General features: G+C 70.3%; 10 protein-coding genes. 7 read left to right on the top strand and 3 right to left on the bottom strand.

Annotated elements, in window-relative coordinates; translation table 11 throughout:
• Window positions 1–1,204 (top strand): IPT/TIG domain-containing protein (locus ACZ3UD_RS31610; RefSeq protein WP_465595371.1); only part of this gene is annotated, 1,204 nt, incomplete at its 5' end.
• 183 nt (window positions 1,205–1,387) lie between these two features.
• Here ACZ3UD_RS31610 and ACZ3UD_RS31605 read toward each other — a convergent pair.
• The gene (locus ACZ3UD_RS31605) at window positions 1,388–1,888 is read right to left on the bottom strand and encodes an IPT/TIG domain-containing protein (protein WP_465595368.1); all 501 of its coding nucleotides are present in this window, start codon (window positions 1,886–1,888) and stop codon (window positions 1,388–1,390) included.
• A 616-nt stretch (window positions 1,889–2,504) separates the two neighbouring features.
• Between ACZ3UD_RS31605 and ACZ3UD_RS31600 the strand changes: the two genes are divergently transcribed.
• The 6 genes from ACZ3UD_RS31600 to ACZ3UD_RS31575 all read left to right on the top strand — a co-directional run bounded on the left by ACZ3UD_RS31600 (window position 2,505) and on the right by ACZ3UD_RS31575 (window position 14,236).
• A complete protein-coding gene (locus ACZ3UD_RS31600) occupies window positions 2,505–2,723 on the top strand; it encodes a DUF5988 family protein (RefSeq protein ID WP_465595365.1) in 219 nt (72 codons plus the stop codon).
• Window positions 2,724–2,961: 238 nt separating this feature from the next.
• Window positions 2,962–4,248 (top strand): beta-ketoacyl synthase N-terminal-like domain-containing protein, encoded by a 1,287-nt coding sequence (locus ACZ3UD_RS31595; RefSeq protein WP_465595428.1) that lies wholly within the window; start codon window positions 2,962–2,964, stop codon window positions 4,246–4,248.
• A 79-nt stretch (window positions 4,249–4,327) separates the two neighbouring features.
• Entirely contained in the window at window positions 4,328–10,831 is a 6,504-nt protein-coding gene (locus ACZ3UD_RS31590) for an SDR family NAD(P)-dependent oxidoreductase (RefSeq protein ID WP_465595362.1), read from the top strand.
• 92 nt (window positions 10,832–10,923) lie between these two features.
• Window positions 10,924–11,346 (top strand): ATP-binding protein, encoded by a 423-nt coding sequence (locus ACZ3UD_RS31585; RefSeq protein WP_465595359.1) that lies wholly within the window; start codon window positions 10,924–10,926, stop codon window positions 11,344–11,346.
• A 513-nt stretch (window positions 11,347–11,859) separates the two neighbouring features.
• Window positions 11,860–13,035: a Mu transposase domain-containing protein gene (locus ACZ3UD_RS31580; RefSeq protein ID WP_465595356.1), complete on the top strand. Its 1,176-nt coding sequence runs from the start codon at window positions 11,860–11,862 to the stop codon at window positions 13,033–13,035.
• A 253-nt stretch (window positions 13,036–13,288) separates the two neighbouring features.
• The gene (locus ACZ3UD_RS31575; RefSeq protein WP_465595353.1) at window positions 13,289–14,236 is read left to right on the top strand and encodes a hypothetical protein; all 948 of its coding nucleotides are present in this window, start codon (window positions 13,289–13,291) and stop codon (window positions 14,234–14,236) included.
• An 84-nt stretch (window positions 14,237–14,320) separates the two neighbouring features.
• Here ACZ3UD_RS31575 and ACZ3UD_RS31570 read toward each other — a convergent pair whose 3' ends face one another.
• Both ACZ3UD_RS31570 and ACZ3UD_RS31565 read right to left on the bottom strand, forming a co-directional pair.
• Window positions 14,321–15,565: an IPT/TIG domain-containing protein gene (locus ACZ3UD_RS31570; protein ID WP_465595425.1), complete on the bottom strand. Its 1,245-nt coding sequence runs from the start codon at window positions 15,563–15,565 to the stop codon at window positions 14,321–14,323.
• Window positions 15,566–16,181: 616 nt separating this feature from the next.
• A complete protein-coding gene (locus ACZ3UD_RS31565) occupies window positions 16,182–17,009 on the bottom strand; it encodes an IPT/TIG domain-containing protein (RefSeq protein WP_465595350.1) in 828 nt (275 codons plus the stop codon).
• Between the last annotated feature and the right edge of the window lie 156 nt (window positions 17,010–17,165).

Genomic DNA, 17,165 nt, shown 5'->3' with positions numbered 1-17,165 from the left:
GGCGGGGTCGATGGTGACGCTGACGGGCAGCGGGTTCACGGGGGCAACGGCGGTGCGGTTCGGTGCCGTTGCCGCCACGTCGTTCACGGTGCTGTCTGCCACGCAGATCACCGCGACGGTTCCGGCAGGCTCGGGCGCGGTGCAGGTGACGGTGACCACCCCCGGCGGCACCAGCAACGGTGTCGCGTTCACCTACGTTCCCGTTCCCCAACTGGTGACTGTGGTTCCTACGGCGGGGCCGACCTCGGGCGGGACCACGGTCACGCTGACGGGGAGCGGGCTGAGCGCCGCCACCGCGGTCACCTTCGGGTCCACGCCAGCCGCCTTCACCATCGTGTCGGACAGCAACCTGGTCGCCACGGCGCCGGCGGGCTCGGGCACGGTGCAGGTGACGGTGACCACCCCCGGCGGCACCAGCAACAGCCTCGCCTACACCTACATCGCCCCACCGGTGGTGGCCACGATCGTCCCGTCCCAGGGACCGGCGTCCGGTGGCAATACGGTCACGCTGACGGGCAGCGGGTTCACGGGGGCGACGGCGGTGCGGTTCGGTGCCGTTGCCGCCACGTCGTTCACGGTGGTGTCTGCGACGCAGATCACCGCGACGGTTCCGGCCGGAGGGCCCGGGCCGTCCGGCGTCACCGTCACCACGGCCGGTGGCACCAGCCTCCCCGTGCCCTACTTCTACCTGAGCAGCCCCCAGCTCACCGCTGTGGTCCCCGACGAAGGACCTGTTCTCGGCGGAACCACCGTCACCCTCACAGGAAGCAATCTGCTGGGGGCGACGGCGGTGCGGTTCGGTGCCGTTGCCGCCACGTCGTTCACGGTGGTGTCTGCCACGCAGATCACCGCGACGGTTCCGGCGGGCTCGGGCTCGGGCACGGTGCAGGTGACGGTGACCACCCCCGGCGGCACCAGCAACGGTGTCGCGTTCACCTACGTTCCCGTTCCCCAACTGCTGAGTGTGGTTCCTACGGCGGGGCCGACCTCGGGTGGGACCACGGTCACGCTGACGGGGAGCGGGCTGAGCGCCGCCACCGCGGTCACCTTCGGGTCCACGCCGGCCGCCTTCACCGTCGTGTCGGACAGCAACCTGGTCGCCACGGCGCCGGCGGGCTCGGGCACGGTGCAGGTGACGGTGACCACCCCCGGCGGCACCAGCAACAGCCTCGCCTACACCTACATCGCCCCACCGACGATCTAGGGTCGCCTCCTCCTCCTCCTCCTCCTCCTCCTCCTCCTCCTCCGAGAGCGGCGCGGACATCGGAATCCCGCCCCCGACCGAGCGTCCGACAAACAGTGAGCTCCGACAGCGCGGCTGCTGTCGGAGCTCACTGTTCTCATCCCGCCGGATCATGTCGCGCACGACCGGCGGTCGGCCGCCGTCCTACAGGTAGGTGTAGGAGGCACCGTTGCTGGTGCCGGCGGGCGTGACCACCGTGACGGGGACGGTTCCGGTTCCGGGCGGGGAGACGGCCAGGACGGCGCCGTCGCCCAGCACGGTGAAGTTCGTGGCGGGGGTGGCGCCGAACAGGACCGACGTCGCGCCGGACAGGCCGTGACCCACGATGAGGACGGGCAGGCCACCCGTGGCCAGGCCGATCGGCGGCACGAGCGCGAGGATGGTCGGCGGGGCCGGCGGCTGGTAGGTGTAGCTGAGGTTGTTGCTGGTGCCGGACGGCGTGACCACCGTGACCGGGACCGTCCCGGTCCCGGGCGGGGCGACGGCCGTGATGGCCCCGTCGAACTGGACGGTGAAGCTGAGCGCGGGGGTGGCGCCGAACAGGACCGCCGTCGCGCCGGTCAGTCCGGCGCCGACCAGGAGCACGGGGTTACCCCCGGTCGTCGGACCCTGCGAGGGGACGAGTGCGAGGAGAATCGGGGACATAGGATTCCTCTTTTCCGATTTCCGAACGCCGGACAAGGCCATTGTGGCCAAGTCGACGAGGCGTTTCACTCACGGTAGGTTCGGGCGCCATCGGGTGGCAATAGGGAATTTGCTAAAGGTGGGAGCAAAGTCCGCATCGGGGGCGCACAATCTCTTCGACGCCTCGCCGGAGGGAGCCGGTCACGACAAAAGACTTGCCGCTGGGCATTTTAGGTGAGCGCGAGCGAGCGCCTTCCCAGACGACCGCCGAAGAGCCCCCGAGGATCCGGGCAGAAATCGTGCCGAGAGCGCCCGGAAACTGGGGAAACAGCATGCGAAAACCGGCCAAGTTAGCCGTCTGACCTGCGGTTATACCAATGGCACGGTGCAACCGGGAGAGCATGGCGAAGTCTTCGTATTTATTCTTGCCAGTGATTCCCGACTGGGCTTTGTTCAGATAACATCACGGCTCGATGGCGCCCCTGCGGACTGCGATGCACGTGCGCCCCTACCGCACTTCATGCGCTGTTGAGGTTCCTGGGTTAACCGGCCTTCCCTGCGGGTATTCAGGGTGTGCGCCGTCAATCGGACGCTTGATCCTCCTCGAAGAATTCCTTAGCGGTTTTGAATGAGTGAGGTGAGTGTCACGTCCCACTGTCTGCTCGTCTTCCTCAAGGGCGGCCCGAGTGACATTCCTGAGATCCAGGAAGTGAAATCCGGAAGTCTTGAGGATCGGTTGAAGATTCCTCGCGGAAACGGCTATGAGCACTTCGAGATCACGCAGGACTTCAAAGACGTCGGGGGCGTACTGATGCGGATCTACCAGTGGTCGTACCGAACCGCCATCGCCGAGTAGCGCCCGTCACCGTCTCTCTCCCCCGCCCCCCGCATCCGACGCCGGCGCCGGGTCCCAGGAGTCGCACACCGACGCGGCGCCGTCCCGCATCACCCCATCCCCACACCCCGAGGTGAGCAATGATCAGCAACCTTCCCGCACCGGTACGGAAAGAGCGTCCGCCCCGCACTCTCGGGTACGCGTCGTGACCAGGCCCTCCGGCGCGCGCCCACGAGGCGCCACCGGCGAGCGGGACACCATGGTCACCGGCATGGGGTTCTGCCTGCCGGGCGAGGAGCAGCCGCTGTTCACCGCGGACGAACTCTGGGACGTGGCCGCCAACGGCCGCTCGTGCCTGAAGCACCACGGCGTCTACTACGGCTCCGTCGATCTGCCGGACACGGCCTTCGCGGAGCGCCTGCCGGACCTGCCGGGCATCTTCTCCCAGCATTACACCAACGCGCACCGCTATGGGCTGGTGTCCCTCGTGGAAGCCTGCGCGGATGCCCAACTGAGCATCCGAGACGGTGACCTCACCGACGCCGCCGTCCTGGTCGGGCGCGGGGGCATCGATGCCAACGTCCCCAGCTACCTCGAAGTCCTGCACGCCGACGCCCGCACCACCACCCCGAACCAGGCGATGGAGCTGTTCGTCAGGGCTCAGCAGGGGCTCACCCCTTCTGACGTGGCACTGGTCCAAGGGGCGCTGATGCGCACGACCGGCCCCTGCTTCACCGTCTCGTGCGGCTGTGCGTCCTCCGCCGTCCAGATCGGCAACGCCCGCCGCATGATCGCGGACGGTGACATCGACCTCGCCGTCGTCACCGGCGTCGACGTGTTCGGTGTGGATGTGATCCAGAACGTCCAGCGTCTGCTGCACGGTGCCCAGCGTGCCTACGATTCCATCCGCGTTGACGGCATGCCCGAACTCCTCCCGGCCTTCGACCGGATCATGAGGCCCTACGACCGGCGGGCCGACTGCGTGAACCACGGGGAGGGGTCGGTGACCCTGGTGCTGGAAAGCCGCGACCGCGCCCAGCAACGCGGGGCGTACACCTACGGCCAGGTCCTGTCGCACGGTATGACCCGCGATGGCCTGTCCAATCCGCTCGCAAGCGACGAGAACGGCGCGTCACTGGTCGCCGCCATCCGCAAGTGCCTCGGCGACCGGTGGGACATCGGCCAGGTCCCCTACATCCACGGCGGAAGCGACGGCGACGTCGTCGTGACCGCGTTCGAGGCGAACGCGGCCAGGCAGCTCTACGGCGACGCCGTCGAAGACCTCCTGATGACCTCCCAGGAAGCCTGCTTCGGCCACAACGGCGCCCCGGCGGGAGCTCTGGGTGTCGCCCTGACCCTCCTGATGCTGGAGCAGGGAGAGGTGTGCCCCACCGCGAACTGCGAGGAGCCGGCCGACAACATCTGCTTCGATCCCGTCCCCGGCCTCCACACCCGGCCCCTGGAGTTCGACTACGCACTGACCTGCAACTACCAGATCGGAGGTGTCAAGAGCGCGATCCTGCTGGGCAGTTCGGACGTCGACTGACCCCGGCCTCCGGCGGCCACATCGCCGGACGCAGAGCGCTCCCCACCCCCGTTCGCGCAAGCGCGTAGGAGACCATGTGATGGGCCACACAGAGAACCCGAGAGCCGCCGATGCGCACATCGCCGTCGTCGGCATGGGATGCCGACTTCCCCGCGACATCGATTCGCCCGCCGCGCTGTGGCGGCTGCTCGAAGCCGGCCAGGACGCGGTCGGCGAACCTCCGATAAGCCGCGCGGGGCACGTGGCCGGCGCCCACGCCGCCGGGCCGATGCCGCTGTGGGGGGGCTACCTTCGCGACGTCGCCGGTTTCGACGCCGACTTCTTCGGGGTCTCGGGCAAGGAGGCCGACGTTCTGGACCCCCAGCACCGGCTGCTCCTGGAAGTGACGTGGGAGGCGCTCGAACACGCCGGACTTCCCCCGGAGCAACTGGCGGGAACCTCAACGGGACTGTTCTCGGGCCTGAGCTACACCGACTACATGGAGGCCCTCTCCGGCCAGCCCCGTGAACTCGAGGGCGCGATCCTGACCAACGGGCACTGCGTCGCCCCGGGGCGCATCTCCTACCTGCTGGGCCTCCAGGGCCCTTGCGTGGCGCTGGACACCGCGTGCTCGTCCTCGCTCGTGGCGGTCCACCTGGCCTGTCAAGCCCTGCGGAACGACGAGTGCGATCTCGCGCTGGCCGGCGGCGTCACCCTCATGCTGGGCGCCAGGACGACGATGTCCTTCGCCCGCATGGGAATGCTCTCGCCCACCGGTCGCTGCCGGACCTTCGACGCGGCCGCGGACGGCTTCGTACGCGGCGAAGGCTGCGGCGTCGTCGTCCTCAAACGCCTTGAAGACGCGCTACGGGACGACGACCGCGTCCTGGCCCTGGTCCGCGGCTCGGCCGTCAACCAGGACGGCCGCTCCGACGTCCTGGCCTCGCCCTCCGCCGAGGCCCAGCAGGCCCTCTACCACCAGGCCCTCGCCCGATCCGGAACCGACCCGCGCGACGTGGGCCTGGTGGAAACGCACGGCACCGGCACACCCGTCGGCGACCCCGTCGAGTTCTCCAGCCTGGCCGCGGTCTACGGGGTAGGACAGGGGCGCTGCGCGCTGGGTTCGGTGAAGACGAACGTGGGCCACCTGGAACCGGCGGCCGGCGTCATCGGCCTGATCAAGGCAGTGCTCTGCCTCCAGCGCGGGCTCGTCCCGCCCAATCTGCACTTCACCCGGTGGAACCCGGCCATCAGTGCCGAAGGCACCCGCCTGTTCGTCCCCACCAACCTGTCCGCCTGGCCCACCCGGACGGCCTCGCGATTGGCCGCGGTGTCCTCCTTCGGCTTCTCCGGGACCAACGCCCACGTGATCCTCGAACAGGCCCCCGCCCGCCGCCGCACCGTCATCCTCCCCGGCGGTCCCACCGCCGGCACTCCCCCACACGCGGCCGCCGTCCCCACCGACGCCCCGTCATCGCAGGCGCAGGCCTCCTCACCCCACGTCTTCCTCCTGGCCGCCGGCTCCCCGGACGCACTGCCCACCGCCGCCGCGCGCCTGGCCCACTGGCTGGAGACCGAGGGAGCCGCCACCCCGCTGCACGACATCGCCCACACCCTCGCCCTGCGCCGCTCCCCCGGGCACGGCCGGCTCGGCGTGGTGGCCGCCTCCCACCGTGACCTGACGCACGCCCTGCGTTCCTTCGAAGCAGGTCGAGCCCACCCCGGCGTCGTTCGCGGGCACGTGGGCGCGGGCGTCAGCCGCCGTCCCGTCTGGGTGTTCTCCGGTCAGGGCTCGCAGTGGCAGGGCATGGCGCACGGCCTGCTCCAGCACGAGCCGGCCTTCGCCGAGACCCTGGCCGAAGCCGATGCGCTGATCACCGCCGAAACCGGGTTCTCCGTTCTGCGAGCCGTCCGCGACCGCGAACACATCAGCGGCTGCGGCCACGTGCAACCCGCGTTGTTCGCCCTGCAGGTCGCCCTGGCCGCCGCCTGGCGCGATCACGGGACCGAGCCGGCCGCAGTCATCGGCCATTCCATGGGCGAAGTCGCGGCCGCCGTCACCGCCGGAGCACTCACCCTGGCCGACGGCGTCCGCGTCATCTGCCGACGATCCGCTCTCCTCACCCGCATCGCCGGAGCCGGCGCCATGGTGAGCGTCGGCCTCGACAGCGCGACCGTCGAGAACGATCTCGCCGCCATCGGCGACGACACGGTGTCCGTGGCCGTCGTCGCCGCGCCTGACTCGACCGTCGTCGCCGGCACCGTGTCCGCCGTCCGGCACCTGACCACCACCTGGCAGGCCCGCGGAGTCGTGGCACGCGTGATCGACGTCGACGTCGCCTCGCACTGCCCCCAGGTCGACCCGCTGCTCGCGGACCTCGCCGCCGCGCTCGCCGAGCTCACCCCCAGCCAACCGACCATCCCCTTCTACACCACCGTCCTGGACGACCCCCGCGACACCCCGATCTTCGACGCCGCCTACTGGTGCGCCAACCTGCGCCGCCCCGTACGCTTCAGCGCCGCCGTGGCCGCGGCCGCCGCCGACCGCCACCAGGTGTACCTCGAGATCTCGCCCCACGCCGTCGTCACCCGCCCCCTCTCCCAGAGCCTGACCGGCCTGCTCCACGAACCCGTGATCCTGTCGACGCTGCGCAAGGGGGAAGACGACCGCACCACCTTTCGCACACAGCTCGCCGCCCTGCACTGCGCGGGAGTCGGCGTCGACTGGTCCCGCCTCTACGCCGAGGGCCGCCTGGCCGACGTACCTGCTCTGACCTTCAACCGTCGACCCCACTGGACCGACATCACCCCACCCCGAGCGGCCTCCCGGCACGCCGAAGGCGCACCCGCCGCCCTGCCGGGCACACACACGGAGGTGCCCGGCGACCAACCCCGCCACACCTGGCACGGCGACACCGGCACCGACGTCCTGCCCTGGATGGCCGACCACCGTGTCCACGGCCAACCGGTCCTGCCCGGCGCCGCGTATTGCGCCCTGGCCCTGACCGCGGCCAGCGAGGTCTTCCACGGTGCCGCGCACGATGTCGAAGCAGCCGACATCCACTTCCGCGAGCTGATGCACCTCGACGCCCACACGCCCATCGGCACGACCGTCACCCTGACCGGCGCCGACCGGGCCGACTGCGAAGTCTTCGGCCAGGACGAGGACGGAACCTGGGTACGGCAGGCCACCGCGGTTCTGCGTCACATCGACGCCGCCCCCCGGACATCGGCGTTCTCCGTGGCCGGACTGACCGCCGACCACCCCGTCGTCCTGGATCCGCACGCCCTCTACGCGAGTCTGCGCGCACGGGGCCTGGAGCACGGCCCGGCCTTCAGCGGCATCACCGAGCTGCACACGTCCGCCCAGGGTGACAGCTTCTGGGCTCGCGTGACGCTGCCGGAGTCGGCACGGACCGCCCACCACGGCCTACGGATCCACCCGGTCCTCCTGGACCTGTGTGCCCAGCTCGTCGTCGCCGGCCTGATCCACGAACCAGGCCACGGCCTGGTACTGCCCGTCCAGATGCACGCCGTGCGAATACTCGCAGCCCCCGAGGACGCCCGCTACGCGCACGCCCGGCTCACCCACTGCGCCGCGGACAGCATCATCGGAGACGTGCGGCTGCTGGACGAGGCGGGAAACCCCCTCGTCGAGATCGACGCACTGCGCTTCATACGCCACGGCGCGCGGGCCGACGAAACCGTCGACCGGTGGTTCCTCGAAACCCGCTGGCAGCCCGTGCCGCGCCGGGAGAACCTCGAACCGGCCGGCCCGGGACCCTGGCTCGTCATCGGCGAGGCGGACGGATCCGCCCGGGCACTGGCGGACGCCCTCGAGCGCGCCGGAGCACGCACCGAAGTCCTCGACGCTCCCGTCGACAGCGCCACCCTCCAGCCGCTCAAGCAGACCATCGCCCGACCCTGGGACTCCTCACCCGCACCATGCGCCGTGGTCCTCCTCGCCGCGCCGTCCGCGCCCGAGGACGACGCCGCCGCGATCGCACTGCACCGTACCCGCCGTCTGCTCGCCGCCGCACAGAGCGCGATCGCGCGCAGCGCGCCCACACGCCTGTTCGCCGTCACCCGATCCGCCCACGATCCAGAGCCGGGGCAACCCTCCGACCCCGCCCAGAGCGCCCTGCGCGGACTCGTGCGCGTCCTGACACACGAACACCCGGAGCTGCGAGCGACCCTCATCGACGCGGACCCCGCCGACGTCGACCTGCGCCGACTCGCCGCCGAACTCCTCACCGACCCCCCCGAGGACGAGATCGCCCTGCGCGGTGACACCCGCCACATCGCCCGGCTGGCCTACACCCCCCTGTCCGAAACCGAACGCGCCACCGCCGTCACCCGCACCGTGCGCTACGGCGCCGACCGCTTCCAGCTCCACGCAGGGCGGCTCGGCGACCTCGACGCCCTGCGCCTGACCACCAGTCCACGACGTGCTCCTGGCCCAGGTGAGGTCGAACTGCGCCTCCACGCCGCAGGCGTGAACTTCCGCGACGTGCTCACCGCCATGGGCATGCTGGCGACCGACGATGAAGCGGGCTACCGCATCGGCTTCGAAGCCACCGGCGTGATCACCGCCGTCGGACCGGGCGTCAGGCACCTGCACGTCGGCGACAGAGTCCTCGCCGTCGACGTGGGAGGCGGCCTCTTCACCACTTTCACCACCGTGCCCGCCGCTGCCGTCGCCCCCATCCCGGCGGGCCTGTCCGCCGAGACGGCCGCCGGGCTGCCCATCGCCTACCTCACCGCCTGGTACGCACTGCGCCACGTCGCCAGGCTCACCAGCGGCGAGCGTGTCCTGATCCACAGCGCCACCGGTGGAACAGGACTGGCCGCGATCGCGGTCGCGCGGCGCCTGGGCGCTGAAGTGCTCGCCACCGCCGGCAGCGAGGACAAGCGCCGATACCTGCGCGCGATGGGCATCCGGCACATCATGGACTCCCGCTCACTGGACTTCGCCGAGCAGACCCGCGCCGCCACCGCCGGAGAGGGTGTCGACGTGGTCCTCAACTCCCTCTCCGGACACGCCATCAGGGCCGGACTCGAAACGCTGCGCCCCTTCGGCAGGTTCGTCGAGCTGGGTGTACGCGACATCCTCGCCGACACCCCGCTCGGTCTCGCACCGCTCCGGCACAACATCACCATGAGCACGGTCGACCTCGTCGAGCTCCAGCACGCCCGCGCGGACACCTTCGCTGAGCTGCTGGGCGAGGTCATGGCCGAATTCGACCGGGGCAGCCTGGCCCCGTTGCCGTGCGAGACCTATCCGCTCGCGCAGGCCGCCGACGCATTTCGCCTCATGGCCGGTGCCGGGCACATCGGCAAACTGGTCCTGACGGTACCCGGCGAAGGCCACACCACCGCCGTACTGCGCGACCCGCCCTCGCCGGTGCGAGCGGACGGCGCCTACGTCATCACCGGAGGCCTGCGCGGCGTCGGCCTCGCCACGGCCCACTGGCTGGCGGGCCAAGGCGCCGCCCACCTCGTACTCAACGGACGCACACCGCCCTCGGCCGACACCGAACGGGTCCTCGCCGGACTGCTCGAACAGGGGACCCGCATCAGCGTCGTGCTCGGCGACATCGCGCAGCCCGGCATCGCCGAGCAACTGGTGGCCGAGGCCACCGCCGACGGCGGGACACTGCGCGGCGTCATCCACGCCGCGATGGTCCTCGACGACGCCGCGGTGTCCAACATCACCGACGACCAGCTGGAACGCGTCTGGCGTCCCAAAGTCACCGGCGCCTGGCGTCTCCACCAGGCCACCACCCGACTGCCACTCGACTGGTTCGTTCTCTATTCCTCCATGGCCTCCCTGCTCGGCAACCCGGGCCAGGGCGCTTACTCGGCCGCCAACGCGTGGCTTGACGCGTTCGCCACCTGGCGCACCGCGCAGGACCTGCCCACGTTGGCGGTGAACTGGGGCCCCTGGGGCGAAACCGGGGTCGCCACCGACTTCGCGACCCGCGGCTACCAGACCATTCCCACAGCCGACGGACTCAAGGCCCTCGCGGCGCTCCTGACCCACAGCCGCGTACGCACCGGCGTCATCCCCGGCCCGCCGGACACCTGGATCCCCCCCGCCGGCCGAACGTCCTCGCTGTTCGCCCTCCTCACGCCCGAGGCGCCCGGCACCTGCGTGCAGACGGCCGGCCAGGATACGGCGCGCGACATCCGACGCGAGCTGCGGGCCGCGGAACCCGGCCTCGCCCGCCGCACGATCCTCGAGGACTACCTGGCCGAACACATCCGCACCGTCCTCCGGCTGGGGGCCAGCACCCTGGATCCGCAGACCCCGCTGAATGCACTCGGGTTCGATTCCCTGCTCCGCATCGAACTGCGGACCCGGCTGGAAGCCTCGCTCGACGTCAGACTCGCCGGCGACTTCGTCGCGGGCCACCCCACTCTGGCGGCTCTCGCCGGCGGCCTCGCACAGCACATCGGCATCGGCCTGACCACCGACGCCCCACCGGATTCCCCCGGTGACGCCGTGCCTCGAGCCGTGGACCTCATCGCTCCCCGCTCGCCGCAGTCGGACCAGCCACCGGACTCCACAGCCGACACCGAGCCGCTGAGGAAGAAGTCATGAGCTCACCTCGGGCCGTCGGCGCGCGAAGCCACTGCCGGACCGCGAGGGACGGGATTCCGCCTTCGGCGGGGGAAGGGAACCAGGGGACGATCATGACCTCGACAGACCTGCCACGCCTGGGCGCGCATGACCTGCAGGGGCGACGCCTCACCATGTTCGTGTTGCCGGAGCCGCACTGCGTGCGGCCCGTACGCCATGCCGTGAAGGCCATTCTCAGCCATTGGGAGATGGCACACCTCACCGAGGACGCCGAACTCCTGACCACTGAGCTCCTGACGAACGCGATCACGCACACCGATAGCGAGCAGCCGATCAGGGTGACGATCGCGCTCGAGCAGCGGTGGCTCGCGATCGGTATTCGAGACCGCTCCATGAGCGCTCCCCAGGCGCACCGGGCAACCGCCTGTCAAGAAGGCGGACGCGGGCTGCTTCTGGTGGAGAGCATTGCCGGCGCATGGGCGTACCGTTTCCATCTCGACGGAACCAAGACGGTCTCCTGCCGACTGCCGCTGTGAGGCCGCGAGCCGTCTCCCGCGCCCGCCGTGATGCGGGGTTCCGGCGTCACCGGACCTGCCGCACGAACGATCCGGTGCCAATCCTCACATGCGCGCGATTCAAGCGTCCTTTAATATGCAATTCCGGCATCGCTCGGAAGAATCCCCGGGAATGCAAGGAGGTTATGTTGCGAAGTCTGGACTCAATCTCGGATGGAAGGCGGCGATACACCCCCACCGCTCTCTGAAATTGTCCATCACATATCCAAAAAGAAACGTTTCCGCCCCTTGAGCAGTTCTGTTGCATGCTATATTTTTCGACTATGCCTGGCGGCCGCCGCTAATTCAAGACGCTTTGCGGCGGCGAAGTCCGATAGTCAGGGGGTTTGGATGCTCAGTGCAGAGGAATACAAAGAGGCTTACGCCTTGCGCCAGCGGGGCTGGTCCATCTCTGCGATCGCCCGATGCCTGGGCCGTGACCGCAAGACGGTCAGGGCCTACCTCAACGGAGAGCGGAGCGTAGGGGTTCGAACAGTGACCTGTGATGAGTTCCTGCAGTTCGTCCCGTACTGTCGGCAGCGCCTTGAGGACGATCCCCACCTACAGGCGAAGGTGCTCCACAGCGAGATCGTCGAGCTGGGCTACAACCGCGCCTACTCGACCTTCACCCGCGCCCTGCGCAGGCACCTGACGCGGCCGCGCTGCGGACCGTGCCACCGCGGGAGGGCCAGCCCCAGCCGCGGCATCTTCGAAGACGTGCAGTTCGACTGGGTACAGCTCCCGCCCCCGCCGGCCGAATGGGACTGCGGGCGCGAGATGCACCTGCTCATGGGTTCGCTCACGCGGTCCGGCCGCTGGCGGGCCGCCTTGGCCGACACCGACGACCTCCCGCACTACGTGGAAGCCCTGGACCAGGTGCTGCGTCGCCTCGGCGGCACCGGCGAGTGCTGGCTGTTCGACCGGACCCGGCCGGTCTGCTCAACGGCCGGCAAGGTGACCGCCGTCTTCCACGAGATCGCGATCCACTACGGTGCCTCCATCGCGATCCGCCCGCAGATGAGAGCGCCCAGCCCCGTCGTCCGCGCCCACCGCTCCGTCGTCCTTCACTGGTGGAACACCGCGGCCAACGAACTCAGCATGCAGGCGGCCCAGGACAGCCTTGACCGCCTGTCCGAGCGCTCGGACAGTTGGCACCGACGGACGAGTCGCAACGTTCGAGCCCTCCTGCCGCTGCCCTCGAAGCCGTTCCCGGCTCGCATCTGCGTTCAGCGCAGGGTCGATCCTCGCGGACTCGTGTCCTTCGAGGGCAACTTCTACCTGCTCCCCCCGGGTCTCGCTGGTAACGAGGTGGGGATCCGCCGACGGCTGGACGAACCACACCTGTCGATCACCACCACTCGCGGGGCGGTCATCGCCCGCTTCCCGAGGGCTCCGAGGGGGGCAGGCCAGACGGTCGCCGAGCACAGTGGCCCGATCACTTTGGAACGGCCCAGCCGGACCTCCGGCGCCGGGGCGCGAGCCCGGGCGGCAGGAAGAACCCGTCGCCCACGGTGTCGGGCCGCCATGGACGAGGACCAAGCCCCGTCCCGGCGCGACGACCAGCAACCCACCAAGCCGCTCGCCCGCGCCGCAGAATCACGAGACGGATCCGCCTCCCCCGCGCGGAGTCGGCTCCGGTACCGCGCATCCGCACCGGAAGGAGCGGACTGACGGCCGCCGAGCGCACCAGCACCGTCTCATGGCTGCGGAGGAGATCAGCCGGGTATGACGTCGACTGCCGTCCCGCAGCGCACCCCGAGCGATGCGCCCCGGGTGTCCGTCACCGGCCGAGCTCCCGAAAGCCCGCACACAACCCGGTGAGCCTCGACTCGGTCAGGACTTCCCGCCCCTGTCCGGGACACCACCTGGAGCTGTCCCGGAACAGAACTGCTTGTCCACCGACTTCGTACCCGAGGACCGCTCCGTGAGCATCGGACCGAGCACCAGCGCGCTGCTCAAGACCACCAGCCACGCCCGCAGACAGGACGTCACAGCGTCCTACGCGGCCCTGACCCAGGCCTGCGCGGCCACTGGCGACGACGCCCGGCATGCCGAGCTGGTCAGCGACCACCCCGTCAACGTGTGGTCGCTGCCCGCGTCGCGTGCGATTGCCCTGGTCCACACGGGTCTGGACGACGCGCGGGCGCTGGTGCGGGGAGCGGAGCTGCTGGAACTGCACCAGGTGGCCGTCGTCGCCCCGTACTACAGCAGCGTCCGCACGGCTGCCGGCCGGGCCGTCACCTTCTGGCACGACCCCGGGAAGCAGCGTCGGGACGAGTCGCTGAGCGCGTGGGTGACCGCCGCCGTGCACCGGATCCCTCCCGGGGCGGCGCTGTGGCTGGAGAACCACGACCCGTTCGCCGGGCTGCTGGACGACCTGGACAACACCCCGTTGAGCGAGTCCGACCGTTGGTTCCTGTGCGAGCGCGCGGCCTGGCTGCGCGCGGAGTGGGAAGATATCGACTGGCCGACTCCGCCCACCGTCATCCTCGGCGCCCGACAGCTGACTCGCTGCCACGACGACGGGATCCACCCACGGCTGGCGCTGCGCAGACCGCTGTGGCGCGGCCACCGGGAGTGGGACCTGGTCGCCGCACGCTGGCGCAACGAGCTGCTGCGCGGCCGCCGCGACGACCTGCAGGCCTACCACGACACCTACACCGCGCACGGCCGGGCCGACGTCGCTGTGTCCTACGATCACGTCGGCGCGTGGTCGGGCTACCAGGTCGTGCGGGACGTCGTCGTGCTCACCGCCGTGATGGACACCGTCCGCCGCGCCCACCTTGATTGCCAGGCCCGCCAGTTGGCGGTTCACCAAGTGGCGTGCCTACGCGGCGCCCGGTCGGCCCCTTGGGACTGGGGCAAGCGGTGACGACGACACCGAGGTCCTCGCGGCGGTCGGCCGCCCGGTCCGCGGGATGGACGGTTGATCCCGCGGACCGGTGTTCGGAGTGGGCTACGGCTGGTACTGGAAGGTGGCACCGTTGCTGGTGCCGCCCGGGGAGTGGACGGTGACGGTGACCGGGCCGACGGCACCAGCCGGTGAGGTGGCCACGACCATGGTGTCGGAGACCGCGGCCAAGGACGCCGGAGCGATACCGAAGAACACCGCGTCGGTGTAGGTGAGGTTACTTCCCCTGATCAGGACGTCGTACCCGCCGGATACCGAACCCTGGGCCGGGCCGAGGGAGTTGATGACCGGTGGTGCCACGTAGATGTAGTAGGCGTTGCCCAGCCCGATGGTGCTGGTGCCGCCTGGTGTGGTGGCCGTGACCAGGACGGTCCCCGTGCCGGCAGGCGCGGTGACCGTGATCTGGCTGTCGGAGATCACGGTGGTGTTGGTGGCCGCGGCAGACCCGAAGTGCACGACGCTGGTGAGAGCCAGGCCGGAGCCGAAGAGGGTGACGGTGTTCCCGCCACCACTCGGCCCCATCGTCACATTCAGGCCGGTGACGGCCGGGGCCATGAGGTAGAAGTACGGCAGTGGATTGCTGGTGCCGACCCCGGTGGTAACCGTGACGTTGACCGACTGCGCCGCTCCTGCGGGTGCCGTGACCGTGATCTGGGTGGCGGTGTTGGCGGTGATCGTGGCGGCGTGGGTGCCGAACAGCACCGAGGTCGCGCCCGACAGGTTGGTGCCGGAGATGGTGACGGTGTTCCCGCCGCTGGTCGGCCCCTGGTTCGGGGTCAGGCTGGTGATCACGGGTGCGTTAATGTAGGTGTACGCCACGCTGTTGCTGGTGCCCGCCGCGGTGGTGACGGTGACGGGGACGGAACCGGTGCCCGCGGGAGCCGTCGCCGTGATCTGGGCATCGCTGACCACCGTGAACAGTGCCGAGGCGCTGCCGAAGTGCACCGACGTCGCGCCGGTGAACCCGGTGCCGTCGATCGTCACCGTGTTGCCGCCGCCCGTTGGCCCGGAGGCCGGGCTCACCGCCGTGATCACTGGCCCGTGCGCTGTAGGTGTAGGTGACGCCGTTGCTCGTGCCGAGCGGCGTGGTGACGGTGACGGCGGCCGAACCGGTACCGGGGGTGCGATGGTGGTGATCTGGCTGTCGCTGACCAGTGTGAAGGATGACACCGGCACGGTTCCGAACTTCACCGAGGTCGCGCCGGTGAAGCCGCTGCCGCTGATCGTGGCGGCCGTACCCCCTGCGGCTGGCCCGTGGTCGGGGTTGATACCACTGATGACCGGAGCCATCGGGTGCTCCTTTGCGTGGCTGACGAGGGTGCCCTGGCTGCCGTGGGCGGCCAGGGCGCAGCGGGTCCGTGGTCGCGGCCCGTCGGATCCGCGCCGATGGCAGCGGGGGGGTGCGACCGTGCCGCCTGCTGATTGGTGCCCGGGCTCGGCCCGAGGCTTAGACGACGACGAACTGGTCGGCGACGACGACCGCGCTGGTGCCGCCGGGGTGATGACCTGGATGTCGTAGGTGCCCGCGGCCAGGGTGCCGGGCATGTCGAGGGTCAGACTGCCCACACCGGTGACGTTGACGTTGTCGGCCGGGGTGGACGGGCCACCGGCGGTCAGGGTGAACGTCACGGAGCTGACGTCGACGAAGCAGGTGCCGGCGACGATGAGCATCGAGGCCAGCTCAATGGGTGCATGCGACAGGATGGACAACCAACGAGGCCCCCCGGCTGGTTGGTTGAGACATGAGACATCTCGCTCAACCGCCCGGGAGCCTCGTCCGTTCAGCCCTCACCCCCAGCGCCGGGCCGTCACCCGACCAGTGCCCGCCCTGAAAAGGATCAGCGCGCCAAGGCGGGTGGCCGGCCTTCGGAGCGTCGTCCGAAGGCCGGCGGCGGCGCCGGGTTGATCAGGCGGTGTAGGTCATGGTTCCGGCGGACGCCGTGCCACCCGGGGTGGTCACGGTGACGTTGACGGTGGTACTCGGGGTACCGGCTGGGATGATGCCGGTGATGACGGTACCGGTGTTGGTGGTCACCGTCGCCGGGGTCGCCCCGAAGGTCACGGTCGCACCCGTGAGATTGGTGCCCACGATGGTGAACACGCCACCGCCCGCCGGGACACTGACCGACGGACTGACGGCCGCAGTCACGACCGGCGGCGCGGGCGCGACGTAGGTGAAGCCGCCCGGAACACTCGCCGATCCACCGACGGTGGTCACCACCACGGGGACGTTGCCCGCGGCGTGCGCCGGGGTCAGGCCCGCGATCACGTTCGCGGCGCTGGCCAGCACGGTGGCCGCGGCACCGCCGAAGGTCACGCTCGCCCCGGCGAGCCCGGTACCGGTGATGACGAACACCGTACCGCCGGTGACCGGGCCGGAGACGGGCGTGATGGCTGTGGGGTTGGGCACGGGCGGCGGCGAAACCACCAGATAGGTGTAGGCCACGGCGTTGCTGGTGCCGTTCGGGGTGGTGACGGTCACCCCCACCGTGCCGCTTCCGGGCGGGGCCACGACGACGAGACTGAAGCCGAAGACGTCACCGGCCACGACGGTGGCCGGAGCCGATCCGAAGAGAACCTGGGTGGCAGCGTTGAGGCCCAGACCGGTGAGGGTGACGGTGTTGCCGCCGGCCGCGGGCCCCGAGTTGGGGCTGTCCGCGAACAGCACGGGCGGCAGCGGCCAGGGCAGCGTGAGGCTCGGCGCCGACGGCGCCGCGTGCACGGTTGCGTTCACGATGTGTCTCCTGTGTGAGAACGGTGGTGATGGCGGCTGGGTGGACCTTCAGCCACGCCGCCCGGCCCCGGTCCTGCGAGCTGTCCGGCCACTGCCTCGACCCGGCGCACTGCCGCCTGGCAGCGAGTCCGGAGGACGGGACGGGAGAAACCGGGC

It is taken from the genome of Kitasatospora sp. NPDC023118 (genome assembly GCF_055560875.1).
This window is presented reverse-complemented; position numbering and strand designations above follow the sequence as displayed.